Below are 23,370 nucleotides of genomic sequence, written 5' to 3' on the forward strand. Positions count from 1 at the left end.
AATTCCAAATATTAAATCATTCATGTCGAACCGGCGGGGTGATGGGAGAGAACCATCCCCCAGGCCGGCATATTAACCGCGCATTTCCCCGGAACGTCGTCGATACGGACATATTATAACTACCCAGACGGCTCATAACTTTACTTCTCCAACACCTCGTAGTAAGTACCTCCCCAGCGACGGGACTGCGGAGGTAACGGGGGAAAGAGATGGTATCAGACACCACACGGCAAGAGATGGAGGGAATGCTCGGCCAAGTCCCGAGTTGGATGGAGGACTTGGCAGCACCGGCGAGCGAACACAGTTGGGGGCTCTTCCGCGACCTCAATCTGGGGGAGGAGACCGAACTGTCCGGGCGAGAGAAAGCACTCATCGGTGTCGGCGTCGCGGCCGCGACTAGCTGTCCCTACTGTATCTACTTCCACACTGAGGAAGCGCGGTTGAGCGGCGTCACGGACGAGGAACTCAAAGAGGCAGTCAATCTCGCCGCCGACACGAAGTACTTCTCGACGGTTCTCCACGGGAACGAGACCGACCTCGACGAGTTCAAGACCGAAACGGACGAAATCGTCGAGTACATCACGAAACAACAGGCACCGGCGGACGACTAACGAGGCGGCCGACGGGAGCGGTCTCTCGCTCGATTTTTCTGTTGGCGTGCCGAGTCGGCCGCGACTGACGTGCGACGTTCACTCGATTTTCATCATCCGCCGCTCGACGCGACCCACGCGGACTTTCGTCCACCCGCGGAGGTCGGCGTCGAGGTCGGGGTCGTCGGTATCGACCCGGAGGACCGGAATCGCGTCGAGTTTCGACCGCGAGGCGACGACCGACACGTCGCAGCGGCGAATCACGTCCGGCGAGAGTTGGGGGTTGCCGCGGCCGAAGACGAACCCCTGTCCGCCGATTGGGGTGACGACGATGACGTTCTCCTCGCCGAGACTCGCCAGAATCTCGGCCTCGGTCGCGTCGCGGGCGAGCACCTCGCCGTCGCGGTAGACATCGACACCGAGCGGCGACCCGTCGATGCCCAACTCGGCTTTCACCGCGCCGACGGTGCTTCCGGGGCCGAGGACGTAGGTGACGCCCTCGGTCGCACGGATGTCGTCGGCGACGCCCGCGGCCAGCGCTTCGACGGTGCCGCCGCCGGTCTGTTTCGACGACTGGAGGTCCTCGGCGACGGGGACGTGCGCGACCGCCCGAAGCTCCGGCCTGACCTCGCCCTCGCGGTAGTCGTCCTCGTCGATGTCCATGACCTCGCGAGCCTCGGTCCGCTCGAACGAGGTGACGACGTGGGCGGCGTCTTCGGGCGAGACGGCGAAGACGGAGGAGTAGACCTTCACGCCCGCGGGGACGCCGAGCATCGGTACGTCGGTGCCGTCGAGCGCCTCGGCCACGTCCGCCGCGGTGCCGTCGCCGCCGACGAACAACACGAGGTCCGCGCCGGCGGCGACGAACGCCTGCACGGCGGCGAGAGTGTCGGCCGCGCTCGTCTCGTCGCCTGACGGTTCGCCGAGCACGTCGGGGGCGAAACCGGCCTCTCGGGCGGCCGACGCGCCCATCTCGCCGCCCCACGCGAGCAGTTCCGTCTCGGGAGCGGCCTCGAAGAGCCGCGAGAGCGCCCGTCGCGCCCGCTCGGGCGACCGCGGCTCCGCGCCGCGCGCTCTGGCCTCCTCGACTTTCCCGTCGGTTCCCTTCAGGCCGACCCGGCCGCCCATCCCCGCGACGGGGTTGACGACGACACCGATTCGCATGACTGAACGAACCCGCGCCCCGGGGAAAAGCGACGCGGTAGCCGGCGGTTGAACCGCCCGCCGCGAGCGGCGGTGCCGCGGGCAGCGCGCGTCGGCCACGGCGGCGACGTTCAGTCCGGGCCGACCGTCGCCGGAACCTCACCGTTTAACAAGGGGACCGGGCAATTGTCACCTATGATTCCGTTAGAATCCGCCGGACAGGTGCTGCCGACCTCGGAGACGGCCGCGACCGTGCTTCTCGTGGGTATCCTCATGACCGCTGGGTGGCTCTGGTACCTCCAGCGCTGACCCGTCGGCCGACCGACCCTATTCTTCGTACGACTCGACTCGCGCTTCGAGCCACGCGGCCGCCGATTCGACGGTCTCCTCGTCGGCTCCGGCGAGTTTGATTCTGACGTGGTCGCCGGGGTAGCTCCCGACGGTCACGTCGAACTCTGATTGGACGGCCTCGAACCGCTCGATGAGCGAACTTTCCGGCTCCGACGTGTGGACGAACCGAACGTGAGTCCGCTCGCCGGCGAACTCGTCGGCGACGCGGGCGAACATGGCTTTCATCTCGCCGGGGACGCCGGGGAGCACGTACACCGAACCGACGACCGCGCCGGGCGCGACGCCCTCGTCGTTCGGGAGCATTCGCGACCCGGCGGGGAGGTCGGTCGTCCCCTCCACGAGGTCCGCCGCGGAGTAGCCGCCGTTCGTCTCCAGCCACTCCTCGGCATCGGGGTTCCGCTCCAAAGGGCGTCCGAACGCGGCCGCAACGGCCTCCATCGTCACGTCGTCGTGGGTCGGCCCCAGCCCGCCGGTGACGACGACGGCGTCGTACTCGGCGTGGTACTCGTTTACCACGCGGGCGATGTCGGCGACGCGGTCGGGGACCGTCGTCACGCGCTCGACGGAGACGCCCCGCTCTGTCAGTTCCGCGCACAACCACGCGGCGTTCGTGTTGACGGTGTCGCCGGCGAGGAGTTCGTCCCCGACGGTGACCACGGCGACTTGCATACCCCGAGGTAGCGGGCTGCGAGGCAAAAAAGCGTTCACACCGGCGAGCTGAGTCGGCCGACCGACGCCGCGGTTTGCCGGGCGTTCGTCAGCGGTCGTCGTCTTCGACGTCCAAGCCGAGTTCCTGTCGGCGGTCGCGGAGCGCCTGAATCTGCCGGCGGTAGTAGAGTATCCCCGCGCCGCCGACGAGCACCGAGACGGCGGCGACCGCCGCGAAGATGCCGAGATCGCGCTGGAGGTAGAACTGCACGACGACGTTCCCGTCGGTCACCTCGGGCCACCGGATGTGGACCCGGTCATCGATGACCTCGGTCTCGTAACCGGACGGTCGAACCGCCCCGAATATCGGGAAGTCGACGCGGCGGTCGGCAGGCAGGACGACCTCGTAGCTCCCCTCGACGAAGACGGGAAGCGAGAACCGCTTCGGCGAGGACGACGAACTGAACGCGATTTTGCCGGCGCTCCCGGCGTCAGCGGGGAGCGAGACGTTCGTGATGCGGTCGTTTTGGGTCACGTCGCCGCCGCGGGCCTTCAGTTCAGTCCCGTTGATGACGCTCCCGTTCTCGTAGCGGTAGCGGACCGCCTCGACCGGAAGCGGCGTCCGACTGCCGAAGCCGTCGAAGCGGTAGAGCTCGACCGAGGAGTCGTTCATCTCGTAGACCGCGCGGAACCGGCCGTTGTCCTGAACGGTGATGTGCGCGTCGGTCTCCGCGGACCACGCGTACTCGCCGTCGGGCGCGGCGTCGAGCCGGTCGTTCGAGACGCTAGAGGTGCCGCCGAGACAGCCGGCGGTCACGAGGAGGAGGGCAAGCGCGGCGATACCGACGAGGAGTCGCCTGTTCATCGTCTTACTGGCCGATAACGCACTTCAGTTCGGCCGGCAGGTACGAGCCGATGCTGGCGAGGAGGCCTGGCGGGTCGGTCTCGTCCCGGCAGACGATGCTCTGTTCGAGGAGGCCGAGGCGCTCGACTGTCACGATATCTTTCGCGTGACCGGCGCGGTTGACCGTCGCGCGGACCTCGCCGCGGGTCGCGCTGTTGACGTTGACGCGACCGCTGCCGCGGGTCCAGTCGTAGAGGCGGTCGACCTGCTCGTCGGCCAGCCGTGAGGGCTCATCGTCGCCGCCGTAGACGAACGTCAGGGGCATGTGCTGGACGAGGCCGAAGCGGTCGCGAATCTGGGTCGCGGAGCCGCGGCCGAGGCCGAGTTCCTCGGTCGGGATGCGCACTTCGATGCCGGCGTCGAGGACGAAGCCGTCGTCGTCCCAGTGTTCGAGCGTGCCGACGTAGGTCTCACCGGCCGAGAGGTGCGGCGTGACTTCGCCCCACTCCTCGCGGAGGACGTTGCGCGCGACCGTCTCGTCGTCGCCGGAGACCGTTACGGAGATGAAATCGTCGTCGCGGACGCCGATGTCGTACTCCACGTCGAGGTCGCCGATGTCGTTGGCGACGAGCGAGGTGAGACTGTCGAGCGCGCGGTCGCGGGCGTCGCCGTCGATGTAGCACTTCGTTGCGAGAACGACCATTCAGTTGGTCCCCGTCACTTCGACGTTGAGCTCGTCTCGAAGCTCTTCGATGCGTCGTTCCATCGCGTCGACGAGGTCGTCGTTGTCCATCGGTTCGAGGGGCGCGCCGGTCTCGGGACACTGGAAGCCCAGCTCCATCGCCTCGGAGAACTCGAAGCGAATGCCGGCGGGTTCCGAGAGGTAGAACTCGTGGTCACGCTCGTAGTCGAGTCGTTCCTCGAGCGCCTCAAGGAGCCGGTACATCTCCTCTTCGAGGTTCTCGGGGATGTTTTCGTAGTGGAACGTCCAGAGGTAGGTGAGCCAGCCGGAATCCTCGTCGCGGACGCGACGATACGACGCGAGGTCGTTCTCGTAGAGGATAAAGAGCGCACGGCGCACGTCGTTGAGCTCGAGCCGCAGTTCCTCGGCGAGTTCCTCGTCGGTGACCTCGCCGTCCGGGGGTGCCGCCGCGACCGGCATCCCAGTGGGCCCAACCAACTCGTGGAGGTACTTCTGGATAACAGGGTCGTTCAGTAACTCCTCAAAAGCCATTGTGCGAAATGGCGTCAGGAACGCCATTAAGTCTTATTACTCCGGGGCAGCGGAGAACCGCTGGCGGGCGCGCCGACGCGTCCGATTACTCCTCGTCGGCCGGCACGACTTTCTTGCCCGTCGCCATCGGGACGACCCTGTTTTCGGCGTCCTCCCACTCGCGGTCGAGTTCGCGCCCGTCGAACAGGCGGTCGAGGAACACCGCGAGGCCGGCGACCTCCGAGTGCGGCTGGTTCGTGACGCCGACGTTCCAGTCCGCCCCCTCGTACACTTCGAAGGGAACCTTCTCTCCACCGACGACGACGAGAAGCGGTTCTTCGGCGTGCGCCTCGCGGATGTCGGCCTCCACGTCCTGAACGCGCTCGCCGTACATCGTGAGGTGGACGACCTTGCCCTCCCAGTTGCGGATGACGCCGTTGAGCGCCTCGGTGAGTTCGACCTCGAAGGGGCCGCCGAACCGGCCCGTGATGTCCTCGACGGTCTCCATCGAGTGGCCGGCATTGTCCGGGAGGATGACCCGGTCAGCGCCGAGCGCGCGGGCCGTCAGGCCGACGTGCGTCGTCATCCGGTCGTCACGCCCCGGCCGGTGTCCGTACCGGAGGACGGCGACCTCGGGTTCGTTGTGCATGTCTCTCCGAAGACGGCGGGGGAAAGTGGTGCTTTCGGAACGCCGGCGGCGGTCGCCGAGGACAGGGTGGCGACCATCACCGACGCCCGCCCGCAGCCCGGAGGGGAAACGGACTTATCACTCGGTCGAATCATCTGAGCCATGTCGCTGGAACTCTCCGACAAGCGCGTCCTCGTGACCGGGGGCGCGGGACTCGTCGGCTCTCACCTCGCTGCGCGCCTCTCCGAGGACAACCACGTCGTCGTCGCGGACGACCTCTCGAAGGGGGACCGCGAGCAGGTCCCCGACGGCGTCGACTTCGTACAGGCCGACATGACCGACCCCGACGACGTCGCCGAGGCCGTCACCGAGGACCTCGACATCGTCTTCCACTTCGCGGCCTACACGGACACGAACTACGGCAATCCCCGTCAGCTGTTCGAGGAGAACACCGAGATGACGTACAACATCCTCGAACGGATGCAGGAAGTCGGCGTGTCGAACATCTCCTTTACCTCCTCGTCGACGATTTACGGCGAGGCCCCGCGGCCGACGCCCGAGGACTACGCGCCGCTCGAACCCATCAGTATCTACGGCTCCTCCAAGCTCGCCGACGAGGGTCTCCTGTCGACGTTCGCCCACTCGTACGACGTTACGGTCTACATGTACCGCTTCGCCAACATCGTCGGCCCGAACCAGCGTGGTAACGTCATCCCGGACTTCATCGAGAAGCTCCTCGAAAACCCCGAGACGCTCGAAATCCTCGGTGACGGCCGACAGGAGAAGTCCTACCTCCACGTCGAGGACTGCATCGACGCGATGTGCCACATCGTCGAGAATGCCGAGCGCGACTACAACGTCTACAACCTCGGTACGCGGACGACGACCTCCGTGACGACCATCGCCAACATCGTCGCCGACGTGCTGGACCTCGACCCCGAGTTCGAGTACACCGGCGGCGACCGCGGCTGGACCGGCGACGTGCCCAAGATGCGCCTCTCCATCGAGAAGCTCTCCGCGCTCGGCTGGGAGCCAGACGGGTCGAGCGACGAGGCCGTCCGCCGCGCCGCCGAGGAACTCGCCGAGGAGCTTCGCGCCGAGTACGAATAACGGCTGCCGATAACTGCGGCCGACAGCCGCGGCTAACAACCGCGACCAACAGCCCAGATAACACCGACACCCGGGGCGACGCCCGACAGACCCCGCAGTCCGACCCCGGAGCGAGCCACCTTTCTATCGCGACTCCCTACCACGGAGCGTGCAGGTCGTCGGCTACGATACCGGAACCCCCGCGCTGTTCGTGAGCGCGAGCGGCGGCATCGACTCGGTCGCGCTCGCCCCCGGCACCGAACTCGACTACCGCCTCGGCGAGCGCCACTGCGCGGGTACCATCCACGACGACCGCCACGTCTCCTGCGACAACGACCGCGCGCCGTACTGCTCGGACCACCGCCACACCTGGGTCTGCGCGAAGTGCACGGGGACGTGCCTGAAAGACGAGATGGACTGCTACGAGGACCACGCGGTCTACCTCGCCGCGTTCGCCCCCGACACGTTCAAGGTCGGCGTCACCCGCGAGTGGCGGCTCGACACCCGCCTGCGCGAGCAGGGCGCGGACCGCGCGGCCCACGTTCGGACGTTCTCCGACGGTCGCGTCGCCCGCGAGTACGAGGCCGAACTGGCGAGCGAGATTCCCGACCGCATCCGCGTCCCGACCAAAATCGAGGGGTTCGGTCGGACGGTCGACGCCGCGGCGTGGGACGCCCTCGTCGCCCAGTTCGACCCCATCGAGACGTTCGCGTTCGACTACGGCCTCGACCTCGACGGCTCGCCGGTCGCAGAAACTGTCGCCACGGGAACCGTCCGCGGCGTGAAGGGGCGCGTGCTCATCCTCGACCACCGCGGGACGACCTACGCGGTCGACATGCGCGACCTCGTCGGTCACGAACTCGGCGACGGCGGGACCGACCGCGACCTCCAGTCGAGCCTCGGCGCGTTCGGCTGAGGAGTCACGATTCTCAGAGACCGTCAGCACTTTCCGGGAGGACAGCCAATTCGCTCTCATGGCTGACGATGAACCCGCAGACGAGACGCAGACGCCCGACGAGGGCGACGACGGCGAAGAAGAGAAGTCGTTCCGCGAGCGGGTCGAAGAGATTCGACAGCGCCGCGAGAAAGAGCGCGAAGAAGGCGAGCGTCCCGACCCCGAAGAGATGATGGGCGGCGGCGGCCCCGGCGGCATGGGTGGCGGCGGCGGAAACCCCTTCGCGCAGATGATGAGCGGCATGATGGGCGGCGGCGGCCCCGGCGGTATGGGCGGTGGCGGCGGCATGGGCGGCGGTCCCGGAAGCATGGGCGGCGGCCCGCGCGACCCCGAGCAGGGAAGCGGAAGCGACGAACAGCTCGTCCGCGAGGTCCGACAGCTCCGCGACGAGGTCCGCGATGTCAACCGCGAACTGCGTCGTATCGCCGACGCGCTCGAAGGTCGCGACTAACGCGGTTTCGCAGTCGGTCTCGTACCTCTTATTTCGACGATAGTCGGTCGTAGAGCGCCGCGAGCCGGTCGACGGACCGGTCGACACTCACCTCGTCGCGGCGGTCGAGACACCGCGCACTGAGCGCCTCGCGCTCCGCCAGCGCCCGTCGAATTCCGCGCCGGAAGCCGTCTAAGTCGCCGGATTCGTAGTGGTAGCCGGTCACGCCGTCGAGGACGGTGTTCTCAAGCGCGCCCTCGTTGACGCCGACGACGGGCGTCCCGCAGGCGTTGGCCTCCAGCGCGACGAGTCCCTGTGTCTCGACGGGGCTCGGGAAACAGAACACGTCGAGCGCGGAGTAGAACGCCGGTAGCTCCTCGCGGTCGAGGAAGCCGAGGAAGTGAGCGTCCACACCGAGGTCGTCGGCGAGAGCTGACAGCTCGTCGCGGGCGGGGCCGTCACCGCCGAAGACGAGCGTCACATCGAGGTCGGCCGCGGCCCGGACGAGTTCGTCGAGGCGTTTCTCATAGCCGTGTCGGCCCGTGTAGCCGATGAGGGGACCGTCGCCGAGGTCGTAGCGGCGGCGGAAGTCGTCGCCTTCGACGGGTTCGAACCGCTCCACGTCGATACCGTTCGAGAGGACGACGATTTCGGCCTCGACGCCGACCTCGTCGACCAGGCGGCGCTCGGCGTCCTCGCTCGGGACGATGACCGCGTCGGCGCGGTCGAAGAACCACCGCTCGTACCGCTCGGCGGTGCGCTCGACGCCGCGCTCGATAGCGCCGACGGAGCTGAGGTACTCGGCGTACTCGCCGGTCGGGGTGTGGTAGGTCGCCACGAGCGGGAGATCGCGCCGGCGGGCGAGTCGGAGGCCGGCCAGTCCGAGTCCGAACGGGGTGTGGGCGTGGACGACATCAACATCGCCGACGGCACCCGGAATCCGCGGCGCGCCGATTCGAATCCCCTCGTAGAACGGGAAGGGAAGGCTTCTGACGCCGTACTCGCCCGGTTCGGGGTCGTAGTCGTCGTCCGCCGGGAACACCACGTCCATGCGACCGCCGCGGCGGTGCCACCGCTCGCGCCACGTCTGAATCGTGTAGGTGACGCCGTTGACGGTCGGTAGGTACGTGTCGGTGAACGCGGCGACCGACTGCATGGCCGTTCGTGCGACCCCGACGGGATAAACCGTTGTGACTTCCCGCTGGACTGTCGTGTGTTACCGAACCAATCGGCCGTCTCCTAGGGTCGGCCAATGAGAGTCGCCAGTCGGGCGTCGGTCACTCAGCCTTCGAGTCGTCCGGACAACGCGTCCTCGTACGTCTCGACGAGCCTGTCGCCGACGCGGTCGAGGCTGTGTTCGGCGGCCGTCTCGCGGGCGTTCTCGCCGAGTCGTCGCCGGAGGTCGGGGTCGCGGGCGAGCAGGTCGAGCGCCCGGCGGAACTCCGCGTCGGTCGAGCACTTCAGGCAGTCGTGGCCGTGGGTGTAGAACTCCTCGAACACCGGGATATCGCGGAGGACGACCGCCTTCCCGCAGGCCATCGCTTCGAGGACCGCGATGCCCTGATTCTCGTTTTTCGTCGCGAACAGGTAGACGTCGCCCGCGCCGAACGCGCCGCGGATGTCGTCTATCCAGCCGGTGAACGTGACGTTCTCCGGGGCGTTTTCGACCCAGTACCGCACCTTCTTCGAGGCGTGCGGGCCGGTGTCGTAGGGGCCGAACCACGCGAAGTCGTAGTCGGTCTCCTGTGCGAGCGTGCAGAAGGTCGTGAGGCCCTTGCGCTCGAAGACGTTGCCGACGGTGAAGACGGTCATGCCGTCGAGGTCGTACTCGGTTCGGTACTCGTCGCGGAGGGCTTCGAACCCGTCGAGCGCCTCGGTGTCGACGCCGTTCGAAACCGCCCGTATGGGCGCGTCGACCGGGTAAGATTCGAGGGTTCGCTTCGTGTACTCGGAGGGACAGAGCACCACGTCGGCCTGCGAGTAGAACCACTTGAGGTACTTCCCGAGGGCGGGGGCGACCGCAGTCGACCCGCGGAAGCTCTCGGCGAAGTCTTCGCGGGTGACGTGCGAGTGGAGGACGAGCGGGATGTCGTGTCGCTTCGCGTGCCTGGCCACGGCGAGCGAGCCGGGGCCGATGAGGTTGCAGTGGGCCACGTCGTAGTCGCGGACGACCCCGTCGCCCCGCAGGAGGCTCGCGGCACCCGCGGCGGCCGACTCGGGCCACGGAGAGGTGACGACCTCCACGTCGGTCGTGGCGAGGGCCGCCCGCTGCTGGTCGGTGGCGGTGCCGATACCGCTACGGTCGAGTTGCGAGGCGAACTCGAGGTAGTTCAGGACGCGCACAGTCGCCGTTCTTCCGGCTGGGCTTTCACAGTACCGGCTTCGGCTCCGCGTCGCGGTTCGGAACGTCTTTGTCCGGGCCGCTCGCCCGAACGTGTATGAACATCGCGGAGGAGCGCATCGACCGACTCCACGCCCTCGCCCGCGGGGCGGCGAGCGACCGCGACCACGAGCGCGCCCGGGAGTACGTCCGCCTCGCTCGACGGGTCGCAGAGCGGAACCGCTGCGGCCTCCCGAAGGAATTCCGCCGGTTCACCTGCGACGACTGCGACGCCTACCTCCTCCCGGGCGTCAACGCCCGCGTCCGGACCCGCGCCGGCGGCCACGTCGTCGTCAGGTGCGACTGCGGGGCGACCAAACGCTATCCGTACTGACCGCCCGAGGGCGATTTCGGCAGAATCGGCCTGTTCTCGCGTGTGTACGACAACCAAACGGCCGCCAAAGCCTTACTATTGAAGCCCTCTGGCACATAGTGGAGGCTACGCATGAACACGCAGGAGCTGCGAAAGGAGGCCCACGACGTCGACGTGACCGTCTGGGTGGGTAAGAGCGGAATCGAAGCGGTGGTCGGCGAACTCAACGACCAGTTGGCCGACCGGAACCTCGTGAAAGCGAAGTTCCTCCGGGCGGCGCTCGGTGGCACGACGGTCGACGAGGCGGCCGCCGACCTCGCCGAGCGCGTGAACGCAGAGCTGATAGAGACGAGGGGGAAGACCGCGGTCTACCACCGATGAACGCGCTCGCAGTCCCGCTCCAACTGCAGGGTGACGGCGGCGCTGTCGGCCGGCTCCTCACCCAGCAGAACGTCCCGTACGCCGAGACGCTCGGGACGCTTTTGGGCCTCGTTCTCGGCTTCGCCGTCGTCTACATCGTCGGCAAGGCTGTCGTCTCGTCCGCGCTCAACCGCGTCCTCGACCGACGCGGCGCGGACGAGCACGCGAAAAAGCCCCTGATGAAAATCGCGACCCTCGTCGTGGCGTTCGTCGCTCTCGGCGCGGGGTTCGCGTTCGCCGGCCTCGGCAACATCCTGCAGTCGCTGGCCACCATCGGCGCGGCCGCGACGCTCGCAATCGGCTTCGCGATGCAGGACGTCATCGCCAACTTCGTCGCCGGCATCTTCATCTTCACCGACAAGCCGTTCCGCATCAACGACTGGATCGAGTGGGACGGCAACTCCGGCATCGTCGAGGACATCTCCTTCCGGGTGACGCGCGTTCGCACCTTCGACAACGAACTGCTCACCGTGCCGAACTCGCAGCTCACCGACGGCGTCATCAAGAACCCCGTCGCGAAGGACAAACTCCGCCTGCAGGTGCCGTTCGGCATCGGCTACGACGACGACATCCAGCAGGCGACTGACATCATCCTCGACGAGGCCGAAAAGCACGACGGCATCATGACGACGCCCGAACCGTCGGTCAGGCTGACCGAACTCGGCGACTCGTCGGTCACGCTCAAGTCGCGTATCTGGATTTCCCAGCCCAGCCGCGCCGACTTCGTGAAGACCCGCGGGGAGTACGTCACCGCCGTCAAAGAGCGGTTCGACGAGGAGGGCATCGACATCCCCTACCCGAACCGCACCCTCAGCGGCGAACTCTCGGTCGGCGGCGCAGAGCGCCTCGCGCAGTCGAACGACTGAAGAAAAGCAACGCCGACCGCGGGACTCGCCCGCGACGGTCACCCGTGCGGACAACCGTCTTTTTTCGACTCCCGACGCGCCGCTTAGAGTTCGATGCGCTCGACGAGCCTGTCGTCGGACTTCGTGTTGACCGCAACGATGCGGACGTGTTCTTCGAGGCCGGAGCCGTCGAGTTTCGCCTTCAGGAGGTTGTCGACCTGATAGACGCCCGCGGCGTTCACCATCTCGATTTCGACGAGGACGGGCGAGTCCTCGCCGGACTTCAGGACGACGTTGTTGATGGCGCGGCTGGAGAGCGTGTTGATGCCGCGGCCGCCCTTCTCGTAGGGGATGCGCGACCGGCCGCGCTCCATGTCGAGCGCATCGGCGACGCGGATGACGCCGGCTTCGAGCGTGAGCGGGTCCTCCTCGCGGTGGTGACAGAGGATGGCGTGGAGGACTTCCGCCTTGATGCGGACCGCGTCGGCGACGCCGTAGAACTCGGGCAGGAAGCGGTCGAGCACGTCCGACGCGATCGGGATGGAGTAGTACGCGTGGTTGTCGCGGTGGACGATGTGACCGATGTCGTGCAGTTGCGCCGCGAGGGCGATGATGACCGCCTCGTCGGCCTCGGCGAGCCCCTGTTCGGACGCGCCGTTGAACTCGCAGCCGCCGGCCTTGAGCAGGTCATACAGCCGGAGCGCCCGGTTGCGGACGATTTCGATGTGCTTCGGGCCGTGGTCGTTGTAGCCCTTGCGCGTCACCGCGTTCACGTTCTGCGCTTCGAGGAGCGTCGTCACCTCCTCGTCTTCGAGGAGCGCGGGGAGCACCTCGTTGAGCTTCTCGTCGGGGAAGGCGTGGTCCGCCTCGGGGTCGTAGACGCGGCCGCCGTTCAGGGTGTCTTCGATATCGCTCATGTCCCGCAAGGTGGTCGCACGGAGAGAAAAGAACTTGGGCTCCGAATCAGGTACGCTACCGCATCGCGCGGCGGTCGCCTACGCGGCCTCGCTCGGTTCTTCGAGCTTCGCTGCGGCGGCCTCGACCGCCTCGTAGTCGGGTTCGACGCCGGGGTCGTCGCTGACCCACGCGTAGGTGACCTCGCCGGCTTCGTCCACGACGAACACCGAGCGCTTCGCCACGCGGTTGACACCGAGGCTCGCGAAGTCCATCGCCACGTCGTAGGCGTCGACGAGTTCGCGGTTCGTGTCGCTGATGAGCCCGAAGTTGAGGCCGTTCTGTTCGGCGAACTCCGTCAGCGTGAACGGCGTGTCGATGCTGATGCCGTACACCGTCGCGCCGATGTCCTCGAAGTTGGCCATTTGGTCGCGGAAGGTGCACATCTCGGTGGTGCACGTGCCGGTGAAGGCCGCGGGGAAGAACGCGAGGACGATGGGCGCGTCGTCGAGGTTCTCGGAGAGCGTGAACGACTCGATGTCGCCGTCGATGTCGGTGAGCGGTGCGGTGAAGTCCGGGGCGGCGTCGCCGACTGATACCATACGGATGCCATTTGGCTCCGCACACATTATTTCACCGTCGGCGGAAATTCAGGCGTCGCTGACTCGGCCGCAGACCCGTTGCCGCCGCCTCGGGCGACCGACCGCGACCGACGAGCCGGCCACAAGCTTTTCGTAGGAGTTGCGCGCCGAGACGCGTCGATTCGGCCGATACGGGAGTCTCGTCGCGCCGATATTCCGTCTTTCCAGAACCCGCAGAAGGCAAAAAGCCTATAATTGCCACTAGGTAACGCAGAAATAGCGATGTTCGAGACCATCACCCCACTGTTCCCGGGACTCCCGGGCGGGCCCGAGCTGCTCGTTGTCCTGCTCATCGTGGTCCTGCTGTTCGGCGCGAACAAGATTCCGAAGCTCGCTCGGTCCTCCGGGCAGGCCATCGGCGAGTTCCAGCGCGGCCGCGAGGAGATCGAGGACGAACTCCAGGATATGAAAGGCGACGACGAAGACGAAGACGACGCGACCATCGAGAGTTCGGATGACTCGGTTTCGACCGAGTCCGCTTCGACCAAATCGTCGAACTAATCGCAGCTCACTCTCTCTCTTCTGCCCGCCGAGGGCGAACCACGCGATTTTTGACCAGTCCTGAACGATAGCGCCGTAGGGCGTGTGGCCTAGTGGACAGGGCGAGAGGTTCCTAACCTCTCGATCGCGGGTTCGAATCCCGTCACGCCCGTTTCGCTCACTTCGTTCGCTCAGCGGCCGTTCCTGAGTCCCACTCGCACTGCTCGCGGGACTCCCGCCACGCCCGTTACGCGACGAGCGGAGTGAGCCGTGAAAACGGCACAGGGATTCGAATCAGGGAACAACTCGTAGAGTTGCGACCGAGGTTCGAATCCCGTCACGCCTGATTCGCTCAGTCCCGTCACGCCCGTTGAGGCCCTCGGGCGACAGCGAGCCGTGTCAGGCTGCCTCGTACGGGATTCGCAACCCCCTCGCAAACGCCCTTTCCTCACCGCTCTTTCGTCTCCCCGACGATGAAATACCGGCCCGCAACGGCGATGACCTGTCTCCCGTGCTGCACATGTCAGAAAATCACTACCCTACGGGCGTCCCCCGATTCACCCCACCTCACGCCGCGATAAAGCCCCAATTAAGCCGGCGGTCTGGATGCGCCGTCACGACGTTCACTTATAAAATGGTATAAAAATATAACTTAAAATGGACTTAAACTGTGAATTAGCTGAGAAAAAGACTTTTCCATCGGCCCGGATACCCGGTGACAATGGCAACGGACGACGCCGACGGAGGGGAGCGAAAGGCGTTAACGGGTGATGTAACGCCACCCGAGGAGAGCGACACCGCTCCGGAGCAGGCGTCGAACGCGCGCGTCGGGTCGTACACGTGGGCAGACTTTCTCGACGAGTACGGAAGCGACGGCGACGTCGAAGCGCTCTACGGGACCGACCCGCGGACGCGACGCGACGCGCCCGGCACGTCCCGGTGGGAGGAAGACGACGAGCGGACGGCCTCGACGCCGACCCGGACCGACTGGGACCGCGTCGACCTCGACCCCGAGAAGTACCTCGACTGTCACCCGGTCGACGTGGCGGAGTTCATCGGTAAGCGCGGCGCGCACGCGACGAACATCAACGAGCAGTTCGAAGCCTTCTGCGACCCCGAGACGACGCCCGTCGTCAAGGACACCTGGCTGTGGGAACACTACAAGCGCGAGTACTACTACGAGGGCGACGGTTCCCGCCCGCGGGATTCCGAGGGCGAAATCGTCCGCTTCGACGGCGAGGAGGCGCTCGGTTTCGACCCCGACTACATCGAGAACGCGCTCGCGCGGGCCGGCCAGCGCGCCGAGGAACTCGACGCCGTCGTCGAGGAGCGCACGGTCGATGTCGACCCCGAGTTCGACGAGGACGCGTTCTTCTCCAGCGTCGACGGCACGACCACGTTGTCGAACCGCTACGACCTCGAGAAGGCCGTGCCGATGGAGAAGAAGACGCACTTCCGCGAGGTCGAGCGCTACTGGGTGAACAAGCCCTACGCGTTCGTCATCATCTTCCACTCCGTCAAGGAAAACGAGAAGAAGTACTACGTGGTCGAACCGCACCTGAACCGCATCGAAGACGACCTGACGGAGTTCCTCACGAACAAGCTTCGGACCGCCATCAAGTACGGCGACGACAGCGTCGTCGAGGGCGGCAGCGACAACCGCGGGCGAGTCATCGAGGCCGAGACGTACGAACTGCTCTCGCGGTACGACCTCTACGACCCGCCGGCGTCGGCATCCGCGACCGGCGGAAGCGACGATGGTTCGGCCGCTGACGGGGCGTCGGCTGCCTCTTCGGGCCTCGCGTCTCGACTCGGACTGGGCGGCCTTTTCGGCGGCGGAAACGGCTCGTCGGCCGACGCTTCGACGACCGCTTCGACCCCCGGTCGGTTCGGCGGACTCGGCTCCCGACTCGGGTTGGGCTCAGTCTTCGGCGGTCGCTCACGCGACGCCGACGATGGCGAACCGCTCGGCGGTATCGACGGCATCGCCGCCCGGCCCGAACCGGCCGTCCTCGCCGACGACGCCGACGACCTGAACGACTACCAGGTGCGGAAGCTCCAGTACTACCTCCGCCGCGACTTCATCGGCTACGAGCGCATCGACGGCATCAAACACGACATCAACGTGGAGGACATCTCCTGCGACGGCTACAACTCGCCGGTGTTCGTCTACCACTCCGACTACGAGCAGATCATCTCGAACGTCTACCACGGCCAGGGCGAACTCGACGACTTCGTCGTGAAACTCGCCCAGCGCTCGGGGAAGGGCATCTCGAAGCGACGCCCGCAGGTGGACGCGACGCTCCCCGATGGGTCGCGCGCGCAACTCACGCTCGGCCGCGAGGTGTCGGACCACGGGACGAACTACACCATCCGTCAGTTCAAGGACGTCCCCTTCACGCCTATCGACCTCATCAACTGGTCGACGTTCTCGCTGGAGGAGATGGCGTTTCTCTGGCTCTGCATCGAGAACGACAAGAGCCTCATCTTCGCTGGCGGTACCGCCTCGGGGAAGACCACCTCGCTGAACGCCGTCTCGCTTTTCATCCCGTCGAACACGAAAATCGTCTCCATCGAGGACACCCGCGAGGTCGAACTGCCCCAGCGCAACTGGATTGCCTCCGTCACTCGGCCGTCGTTCGCGGACGACGACAAGGGCGACGTGGACGAGTTCGACCTGCTCGAAGCCGCGCTCCGCCAGCGCCCCGACTACATCGTCATGGGCGAGATTCGCGGCGAGGAGGGCCGGACGCTGTTTCAGGTCATGTCCACGGGCCACACCACCTACACGACGTTCCACGCCGACTCGGTCGGCGAGGTGCTCAAGCGGTTTACGACCGCGCCCATCAACGTCTCGAAGACGATGTTCACCGCCCTCGACCTCGTGTCCATCCAGACCTCGACGCGGGTCGGCGGCAACAAGGTGCGCCGGAACAAGTCGCTCACCGAAATCAACCACTACGACCCCGAGAACGACGAGATAAACGTCCAAGACGTCTACCAGTGGCAGGCCGAGACCGACGAGTTCCTCCAGATGGGCTCGTCGAACACGCTCGAAGACATCAAGTTCGACCGCGGCTGGAATCAGGAGACGCTCGAACTGGAGATTTTCAAGCGACAGGTCATCCTCGCGTACCTCATCGACCGCGGGCTCAACACCTACACGCAGGTCGCGGCGACGTTCCAGGCGTTCATCAACGACCAGGACACCATCCTCGGGCTGATGGCGACCGACGACCTCGAACGGAGCCTCGAAGACCTCCGGGAGATGGAGTCGGTCCACATCAACATCGACCCCGAAAGCGAGGCGATGGTCCCGCGACCCGACCCGCCGGAACACGTCCGAAAGCTGGCGAAAGAAATCCTCCGCCGGGCCGAAGATGAGCTGTTTCCCGAGTACCGCGACCGCGACGTTGGCGAGGTCGCGGAGGCGCTCAACCACATGCGCGACGAGCCGGACGTGGAGGCGACGCCCGGCGAGCGGGGCGAACTCGACTCGCTCGAATCGTCGACCCGAGACCCCGAACTCGACGAGGGAACGGACCGCGACGAACTGGACGCGGGAGACGAGACTCCCGAAATCGAGGGCGACGACGGCCCATCGTCGCTCGACGGCGAGGGCGAGACGCCGGCGCTGGAGGCCGGGCGCGACGAGGTGGACGCGGACCGCGAGGGCGACGAACCGACCGGCTTCGGCGACCCCGACGGACCGTTCGGCTTCGACGACGAGCCCTCGTTCCCCGACCCCAACGACGACGACGTCGACCTCGACGACTTCTTCGGCGCGTTCGGTATCGACGACGAGGCGAAGGCAAAGTCGGACGGCAGGGCGGGCCGAGACGGACGCGCCGAGACCGGAACCTACGGTGGCGAAACTGACGCGGCCGGAACCGACGACGGTGAACCCAACGACGCCGACGACGCAACCGACGAGACGTGGGGCGGGTTCGAGGCCGCCGAGGCCGACGACCCGCATGAGGACGACAAGGACGACGATGCGGGCGCTCGCGGGGCCGACTCCGGAGAGGGCGAGTAGATGAGCAACCTCGATTCGAAGACCTCTGGCGGTCTCGACCGCAGCACCGACACCCTCGGCGACGCCTTCTACCCGCTGTTTCAGCTCCTCTTCGACGAGGACGGCGAGTTCGTCGCCGACATCGAAGAAAAGCTGCAGCAGGCGCGGATGCCCGACACCGTCGAACTCTATCTCTCGCGGGCGCTTGCCGTCGGCGTCCTCGTCGGCCTCGCGCTGTGGCTCGTCGGGATGCTCGTCGGCTACGGCGTCTTCGCGCTCGGCCTCGTCTCGGCGGACTCGGTGAGTCTCGGGATTCCGGTCGGGAGCGAGGCCACGGCGGCCACGCTCCGGTCGCTCGCGATGCCCGCGGCCGTCGTTCTCTCGGGGCTCTTCTTCGGGTCGCTCGGCTTCGCAGGCGGGTTCGGGACGCTCGTCGCGATTCCGTACTCGACTGCTTCGGCGCGCAAACGCGAGATAAACATGCTCCTGTCGGACTCCATCTCGTTCATGTACGCCCTTTCGGTGGGCGGGCTGAACCAACTGGAGATTCTGGAGGCGATGGCGCGCGCCGAAGACACCTACGGCGAGGTCTCCCGGGAGTTCCAGAGCATCGTCCAAGAGACGGAGTACTTCGGCACCGACTACCGAAACGCCATCCGCCAGCAGGCGATTTTGACCCCCTCGGACGACCTCTCGCAGTTCCTGACGGACATGCTCTCTATCGTCAACTCCGGCGGCAATATGCAGGGCTTCCTCGACGACAAGAAGGACAAACACCTCCGGACCGCGAAACAACAGCAAGAACAGACGCTGGAGACGATGGAGCTGTTCGGCGAGATGTACATGACGCTCTCGCTGTTCCCGCTGCTTCTCATCATCATCCTCGTCATCATGAGCATGCTCGGGGAGGCCCAGTCGAGGCTGTTGTACGCGACCGTCTACGGGCTCATCCCGCTGACCGGCGTCGGCTTCCTCGTCCTCGTCTCGACGGTCAAGCAGGACGAAATCGGCGACGGCTTCCTCAGCCCCGAAGACGAAAGCGACCGCCTGCAGGGCCAACAGCGCGAGGGGCTCATCCACATGGGGCTCGTCGAGAGCTACGTCGGCGAGTTCAGCCTCTTTTCGCGCATCAAGGACCGCGAGGGGACGTTCAAGACAAAGGAACTCCTGCGCCGCCCGCACCTATTCTTCAAGCGACACCCGCTTTTCACCCTCGCGCTGACGGTGCCTGCGGCCCTCTCGCTCCTCGCCGTCTCCGTCGTCGAAGGAGCCGCCCCGACGACGTGGGACGGAATGATAGCGAACCCCGTCTGGGGGACGTTCATCTGGTTCTACGTGCCGGTCTACCTCATCGCGGTGCCGCTGACCGTCTTCCACGAGTGGAACGTCCACTCGCGGTCGGCCATCACGGGGAAACTCTCGGACAACCTCCGAAAGCTGTCGAGCGCGAACGACACCGGCCAGACGCTCCTTGAATCCATCAAGACCGTCTCCGACACCTCCTCTGGGAAACTCGCCGACGAGTTCGAGGTGATGTACGCGAAGGTCCACTACGGCATGAGCCTCAGAGAGGCGCTCGTCGAGTTCAACAACAAGTACCACATCCCGCGGCTCGCCCGGACGGTCAAGCTCATCACGAAGGCCCAGGAGGCATCGAGCCAGATAACCGAGGTTCTGACGACGGCCGCGCAGGCCTCCGAGAACCAAGACGACATCGAGCGCGAGCGCATCTCGCGGACCCGGATGCAGGTCGCCATCATCCTCATGACCTACGTGACGCTGCTGGCGGTGATGGCCATCCTGAAGACGCAGTTCCTCGACGTGATGGCCGGCCTCTCCTCGCAGGCGTCGAGTTCCGGCAGCGCGACGACCGGCGGCCCGAGTTTCGGCGGCGGCATCGACCCCGACCTGCTGTCGCTTCTGTTCTTCCACGGCGTCACTATCCAGGCGATGCTCTCGGGGTTCATCAGCGGCTACATCCGCAACGCGGACCTCCTCTCGGGGGTCAAGTTCGTCGTCATCCTCCAGACGCTCTCGCTCGCGGTGTGGATGGTGGTCGGCTGATGCGGCGACGCGACCGCGGTGACGGCCGACGCAGTGACGACCGACGCGGGGCGACCGGCCGGAGCGCCCGCGCCCAGACGACCATCGACTTCGCCGTCGGCGTCGGCATCTTCCTCCTGGCGGTCGCGTGGGTCGTCGGCACCATCCCGCAGATTCTCGACCCCTTCGAGGCCGAACAGGACCGCCCGCTCGTCGCCAACCGCGCCGCCGACTCACTCACCCAGCGCCTGCTCGTCGACGACGAGAATCCGGACGTGCTCGATGCGGCCTGCACCCAGGCGTTCTTCGACGGGGACCCGCCGCCCGGCGACTGCGACTACGGGAGCGCCGACCCCAACGCTGCGACCGGCATCGACGCGTCCTACGGTCTCAACGTCACGCTCTCGCGAGGGGGAACCGTCGTCGGGACGACCGGCGAGTCGGTCCCGACAACTCGGAGCGTCGTCGCCGCTCGGCGGGCCGTCCTCCTCGACGGCGAACTCCATGAGCTATCGGTGAGGGTGTGGTGACCGTGTCTCGCGCACAGGCCCACGCGCTCGAAGCCATCGTCGCCGCGATGGTCCTCCTCGCCAGCGTCACGTTCGCGCTGCAGGTGACCGCGGTGACGCCCCTGACCGCGAGTACGTCGAGCCAGCACATCGAGAACCAGCAGGCCGCCGTCGCCGACGGCGTGCTGACGGCTGCCGCCGAGACCGGCGCGCTGAAGCGGACGCTCCTGTTCACGCACCCCGAAAACGGGAGCTTCTACGACATCGACGCGCGAGGCTACTACGTCGACGGCGGCCCGCCGACCGCCTTCGGGGCGATGCTCGACGAGTCATTCTTGGACCGCGGCATCGCGTTCAACGTCTACCTGCACTACCTTCGGGACCGGGAGGTCCGCCGGACGACTCGCCTCGTGTTCATGGGCGAACCGAGCGACCACGCCGTCTCGCGGACGCGACTCGTGACGCTCGCGGACGACGACGTGCTGACCGAACCGGGCACGTCGCCGAGCGGCGACCCCCGGGCGGCCGAAACGTCGAAGACGCTCGAATCGGTCGCCGCTGCGAGCGACGAGACGTATTTCATCCAAGACGGGAACGCGGGGCCGCTCTACGGCGTCGTCGACGTGGAGGTGGTCGTATGGCGGATGTGACCGACGCGTTCGACGGCCCGAGCGACGAGGCGACGGGAGCCGCGCGCTTCGCCGGCGACGACCGCGGCCAACTGATGCTCGTCGCCGCGCTCGCAATCGCAGTCCTCCTCGTCGGGCTCGCGCTGACGCTCAACACCGCGATTTACACGGAGAACCTCGCCACGCGGACGACCGATACGAGCCTCGACGGGGCCGTGAGCCACGGCCGCACGGTCGAAGCCGGTGCGGGAGTCCTCCTCGACGAGACCAACCGCGGGGGCGGAACGTACGGCGAACTCACCGGCTCGTTCGACGAGACGTTCGGCAACTGGAGCGACGCGGCCGCGACGCTCGCGGCGGTCAGGGGAGCCGCGACGAACGCCTCGCGCGTCGACCACGTCGAGGGCACCCGAATCTCGCAGTCCGACGCGGCACGGAACTTTTCGGACGCGAACGAGTCGACCGACTGGACGCTCGCCAGCGGCGTTGGCGTCCGCGGCGTCCGGTTCAACGTCTCGCGCGACTCGCTCGCGACGAGCAGCGGGTCGGCGTTCGAACTCGTCGTCGACGGCGGGACGAACGCGGTCGAGACGGAAGTCTACCGGAATTCGACGCGGGTCTTCGTGACCGTCGAGGACGCCGGCGGGACCCGGACGACCTGTAGCGTGGCGGCCGATGCGGGCGATTCCGTCTCTATCGACATCGCTGAAGGCCGACTCAACGGGACCGCCTGTGACCCGCTCGACGCGGTCCACTCCGACCTCGATGGCACGGTCGCGGTGTCGTACCGGAACGCCGTGCAGGCCGAGGGGACCTATGAACTGTACGTGAACGAGACGAACGCGACGGTCTTCGACTCGGAGAAATACGCGTCCGCCGAGAGCGGGTCGTCGCCGGTCGCACAAGAGGCGCTGTACGCCGTCACCGTCTCGTACGTCTACGAGTCGGGCGAGACGTACGTCTACCGAGAGCTTCGGGTCGCACCGGGTGAGATTGCGTGACGCCACCGATAGCCCCGGACGGACGTGAGGGTCGCGTTCGGCGCGGGAGCCGCGAGCGGTCCCGCTCGACCGACCGCGGCGTCTCGACGGCGCTCGGTTACGTCCTCACGCTCTCTATCACGGTCGTTCTTATCTCGGGGCTGTTGGTCGCCGCCGGCGGCTTCGTCTCCGACGAGCGCGAGCGAGTCACGGAGACAGAACTCGACGTGGTCGGGAATCGGCTCGCGGCCGGCATCGAATCGGTCGACCGAATCGGGGCCGCACCGGGCGAGTCTCGGGTCGAGGCGACGGTTCGACTGCCCCCGAGAGTCGCCGGCACGACCTACACCATCGAAGTGGTGTCGGGGTCGCCGAACGAACTCGTGCTCACTTCGACCGACCCCGAGGTGACGGTTCGTGTTCCTGTAAAGACGGAGACCTCGCTGGCCGCGAGCCGGGCCGACGGCGGCGACGTGGTCATCAGCTACGATCCGTCGGTGGGGGCGCTGGAGGTGGACTCGTGAGCGACCGCGCGGTGAGCGACACGCTTGGGTTTGTCTTCGTCTTCGCCATCGTGCTCTCGATGGTCGGCCTCGTTTCCGCCGTCGGCATGACTGGCCTCCAAGACGCCCGCGACGTAGAGCGCGTCAACAACGCCGAGCGCGCGCTGGACATCCTCGGCGACAACATGGAGGACATCGCCGACCGCGGCGCGCCGAGCCGAGCCACGGAGGTGAAACTGCAGGACGCCAGCCTGACGCTCGACCGCCCCGTCGAGTTCGTCGTCTCCGGGGAGTTGACGACGAACTCGTCGGTCAACTTCACCAACACCTACGAGGTCTCGCCGGTCGTCTACGCGGCCGATTCCAGCGACGAGCGCGTCGTCTACGTGTTCGACGCGCTTCTCAGGACCCGCGGCGACAGCGGGACGTTCGTCCGGCGACCGTCGTTCGTGCTCACCCAAGAGCGGGTGTTGATTCCGGCGTTCGTGACGCGGCCCGACGAGGAGGCGACGACCTCGGTCGGCGGGTCGGGGACGTTCCTCATCCGCGCCGACAAGGCCGCAAGCGACGTGCTGGCCGCGCGAACCGACGGGCAGTACGACGTGAACCTAACCGTTCGCTCCCCGCGGGCGGCGCTCTGGCGCGAGGAGCTATCGAGCCGCCCCGACGTGACCTGCGACCCGGTCGAACCGGCCGCGACGCCGGACGGCTATCCGAGCGTCTCGTGTTACGTGAACGGGGCCGAGCGCGTCTACGCCGTCTCGACGTCGGTTGATATGACGTTCGCGGACTGAGGATGAGGTCGTGTGAGGACGGGACGCCATTAC

25 protein-coding genes and 1 tRNA gene are annotated in these 23,370 nt (G+C 66.6%); 16 read left to right on the forward strand and 10 right to left on the reverse strand.

Annotated features, from left to right (window positions below; all coding sequences use genetic code 11):
* Nucleotides 1–236: 236 nt before the first annotated feature.
* Nucleotides 237–611: a carboxymuconolactone decarboxylase family protein gene (locus AM590_RS18945; protein ID WP_082677786.1), complete on the forward strand. Its 375-nt coding sequence runs from the start codon at nt 237–239 to the stop codon at nt 609–611.
* Nucleotides 612–689: 78 nt separating this feature from the next.
* Here the strand turns inward: AM590_RS18945 and AM590_RS18950 are convergent, their stop codons facing one another.
* From AM590_RS18950 to AM590_RS18975, 6 genes are all read right to left on the reverse strand, one after another.
* Nucleotides 690–1,754, reverse strand: coding sequence for an ATP-NAD kinase family protein (locus tag AM590_RS18950; RefSeq protein WP_058828831.1), 1,065 nt, complete (start codon nt 1,752–1,754; stop codon nt 690–692).
* A 306-nt stretch (nt 1,755–2,060) separates the two neighbouring features.
* Nucleotides 2,061–2,753, reverse strand: a complete 693-nt coding sequence (locus tag AM590_RS18955) for a molybdopterin-binding protein (protein ID WP_058828832.1) — start codon at nt 2,751–2,753, stop codon at nt 2,061–2,063.
* Nucleotides 2,754–2,841: 88 nt separating this feature from the next.
* Nucleotides 2,842–3,597 carry a DUF5803 family protein gene (locus AM590_RS18960; RefSeq protein ID WP_058828833.1) on the reverse strand — a complete coding sequence of 252 codons (756 nt, stop codon included), beginning with the start codon at nt 3,595–3,597 and terminating at the stop codon, nt 2,842–2,844.
* A gap of 4 nt (nt 3,598–3,601) precedes the next feature.
* Nucleotides 3,602–4,279, reverse strand: a complete 678-nt coding sequence (locus AM590_RS18965; RefSeq protein ID WP_004977408.1) for a DUF2110 family protein — start codon at nt 4,277–4,279, stop codon at nt 3,602–3,604.
* Nucleotides 4,280–4,810, reverse strand: a complete 531-nt coding sequence (locus AM590_RS18970) for a transcription factor TFIIE subunit alpha (RefSeq protein ID WP_004977409.1) — start codon at nt 4,808–4,810, stop codon at nt 4,280–4,282. It abuts the gene before it with no gap.
* Between the two features lie 85 nt (nt 4,811–4,895).
* Nucleotides 4,896–5,438: a tRNA (cytidine(56)-2'-O)-methyltransferase gene (locus tag AM590_RS18975; protein WP_004970839.1), complete on the reverse strand. Its 543-nt coding sequence runs from the start codon at nt 5,436–5,438 to the stop codon at nt 4,896–4,898.
* A gap of 141 nt (nt 5,439–5,579) precedes the next feature.
* Between AM590_RS18975 and AM590_RS18980 the strand changes: the two genes are divergently transcribed.
* The 3 genes from AM590_RS18980 (at nt 5,580) to AM590_RS18990 (ending at nt 7,912) form a co-directional block, all read left to right on the forward strand.
* Complete coding sequence (locus AM590_RS18980) at nt 5,580–6,527, forward strand: NAD-dependent epimerase/dehydratase family protein (protein WP_058828834.1); 948 nt, start codon at nt 5,580–5,582, stop codon at nt 6,525–6,527.
* Nucleotides 6,528–6,675: 148 nt separating this feature from the next.
* Nucleotides 6,676–7,422 (forward strand): DUF2797 domain-containing protein, encoded by a 747-nt coding sequence (locus AM590_RS18985; protein ID WP_058828835.1) that lies wholly within the window; start codon nt 6,676–6,678, stop codon nt 7,420–7,422.
* 58 nt (nt 7,423–7,480) lie between these two features.
* Nucleotides 7,481–7,912, forward strand: coding sequence for a hypothetical protein (locus AM590_RS18990; protein ID WP_058828836.1), 432 nt, complete (start codon nt 7,481–7,483; stop codon nt 7,910–7,912).
* A 28-nt stretch (nt 7,913–7,940) separates the two neighbouring features.
* Here the strand turns inward: AM590_RS18990 and AM590_RS18995 are convergent, their stop codons facing one another.
* Together AM590_RS18995 and AM590_RS19000 are read right to left on the reverse strand one after the other, a co-directional pair.
* Complete coding sequence (locus tag AM590_RS18995) at nt 7,941–9,047, reverse strand: glycosyltransferase family 4 protein (RefSeq protein ID WP_058828837.1); 1,107 nt, start codon at nt 9,045–9,047, stop codon at nt 7,941–7,943.
* A gap of 125 nt (nt 9,048–9,172) precedes the next feature.
* Nucleotides 9,173–10,234 carry a glycosyltransferase family 4 protein gene (locus tag AM590_RS19000; protein WP_058828838.1) on the reverse strand — a complete coding sequence of 354 codons (1,062 nt, stop codon included), beginning with the start codon at nt 10,232–10,234 and terminating at the stop codon, nt 9,173–9,175.
* A 95-nt stretch (nt 10,235–10,329) separates the two neighbouring features.
* Here AM590_RS19000 and AM590_RS19005 point away from each other — a divergent pair, with 95 nt between their 5' ends.
* The 3 genes from AM590_RS19005 to AM590_RS19015 all read left to right on the forward strand — a co-directional run bounded on the left by AM590_RS19005 (nt 10,330) and on the right by AM590_RS19015 (nt 11,870).
* Nucleotides 10,330–10,605, forward strand: coding sequence for a ribonuclease P protein component 4 (locus AM590_RS19005; protein ID WP_058828839.1), 276 nt, complete (start codon nt 10,330–10,332; stop codon nt 10,603–10,605).
* Nucleotides 10,606–10,716: 111 nt separating this feature from the next.
* Nucleotides 10,717–10,965: a YhbY family RNA-binding protein gene (locus AM590_RS19010; RefSeq protein ID WP_058567245.1), complete on the forward strand. Its 249-nt coding sequence runs from the start codon at nt 10,717–10,719 to the stop codon at nt 10,963–10,965.
* Complete coding sequence (locus AM590_RS19015; RefSeq protein ID WP_058828840.1) at nt 10,962–11,870, forward strand: mechanosensitive ion channel family protein; 909 nt, start codon at nt 10,962–10,964, stop codon at nt 11,868–11,870. Before AM590_RS19010 ends, AM590_RS19015 begins: the two co-directional genes overlap by 4 nt.
* Nucleotides 11,871–11,953: 83 nt before the next feature.
* Here the strand turns inward: AM590_RS19015 and AM590_RS19020 are convergent, their stop codons facing one another.
* Both AM590_RS19020 and AM590_RS19025 read right to left on the reverse strand, forming a co-directional pair.
* On the reverse strand, nt 11,954–12,766 hold the full coding sequence (locus AM590_RS19020; RefSeq protein ID WP_058828841.1) for an HD domain-containing protein: 813 nt from the start codon (nt 12,764–12,766) through the stop codon (nt 11,954–11,956).
* A gap of 78 nt (nt 12,767–12,844) precedes the next feature.
* Nucleotides 12,845–13,345, reverse strand: coding sequence for a redoxin domain-containing protein (locus AM590_RS19025; protein WP_058828842.1), 501 nt, complete (start codon nt 13,343–13,345; stop codon nt 12,845–12,847).
* Between the two features lie 261 nt (nt 13,346–13,606).
* Here AM590_RS19025 and AM590_RS19030 point away from each other — a divergent pair, with 261 nt between their 5' ends.
* From AM590_RS19030 to AM590_RS19070, 9 genes are all read left to right on the forward strand, one after another.
* On the forward strand, nt 13,607–13,885 hold the full coding sequence (locus tag AM590_RS19030; RefSeq protein ID WP_058828843.1) for a twin-arginine translocase TatA/TatE family subunit: 279 nt from the start codon (nt 13,607–13,609) through the stop codon (nt 13,883–13,885).
* A gap of 78 nt (nt 13,886–13,963) precedes the next feature.
* Nucleotides 13,964–14,036 (forward strand) — tRNA-Arg (locus tag AM590_RS19035).
* A 549-nt stretch (nt 14,037–14,585) separates the two neighbouring features.
* Nucleotides 14,586–17,900: an ATPase, T2SS/T4P/T4SS family gene (locus AM590_RS19040; RefSeq protein ID WP_058828844.1), complete on the forward strand. Its 3,315-nt coding sequence runs from the start codon at nt 14,586–14,588 to the stop codon at nt 17,898–17,900.
* Complete coding sequence (locus AM590_RS19045) at nt 17,901–19,943, forward strand: type II secretion system F family protein (protein WP_058828845.1); 2,043 nt, start codon at nt 17,901–17,903, stop codon at nt 19,941–19,943. It abuts the gene before it with no gap.
* Nucleotides 19,943–20,452: a hypothetical protein gene (locus tag AM590_RS19050; RefSeq protein ID WP_058828846.1), complete on the forward strand. Its 510-nt coding sequence runs from the start codon at nt 19,943–19,945 to the stop codon at nt 20,450–20,452. Before AM590_RS19045 ends, AM590_RS19050 begins: the two co-directional genes overlap by 1 nt.
* Nucleotides 20,446–21,081: a hypothetical protein gene (locus AM590_RS19055; RefSeq protein ID WP_058828847.1), complete on the forward strand. Its 636-nt coding sequence runs from the start codon at nt 20,446–20,448 to the stop codon at nt 21,079–21,081. The genes AM590_RS19050 and AM590_RS19055 overlap by 7 nt, the downstream gene beginning before the upstream one ends.
* Complete coding sequence (locus tag AM590_RS19060; RefSeq protein WP_058828848.1) at nt 21,069–22,061, forward strand: hypothetical protein; 993 nt, start codon at nt 21,069–21,071, stop codon at nt 22,059–22,061. The genes AM590_RS19055 and AM590_RS19060 overlap by 13 nt, the downstream gene beginning before the upstream one ends.
* Nucleotides 22,058–22,564, forward strand: a complete 507-nt coding sequence (locus AM590_RS19065; protein ID WP_058828849.1) for a hypothetical protein — start codon at nt 22,058–22,060, stop codon at nt 22,562–22,564. The genes AM590_RS19060 and AM590_RS19065 overlap by 4 nt, the downstream gene beginning before the upstream one ends.
* Nucleotides 22,561–23,337, forward strand: a complete 777-nt coding sequence (locus AM590_RS19070; RefSeq protein ID WP_058828850.1) for a hypothetical protein — start codon at nt 22,561–22,563, stop codon at nt 23,335–23,337. Before AM590_RS19065 ends, AM590_RS19070 begins: the two co-directional genes overlap by 4 nt.
* Nucleotides 23,338–23,370 lie beyond the last annotated feature (33 nt).

Source organism: Haloferax sp. Q22, from assembly GCF_001482285.1.
Lineage (GTDB): Archaea > Halobacteriota > Halobacteria > Halobacteriales > Haloferacaceae > Haloferax.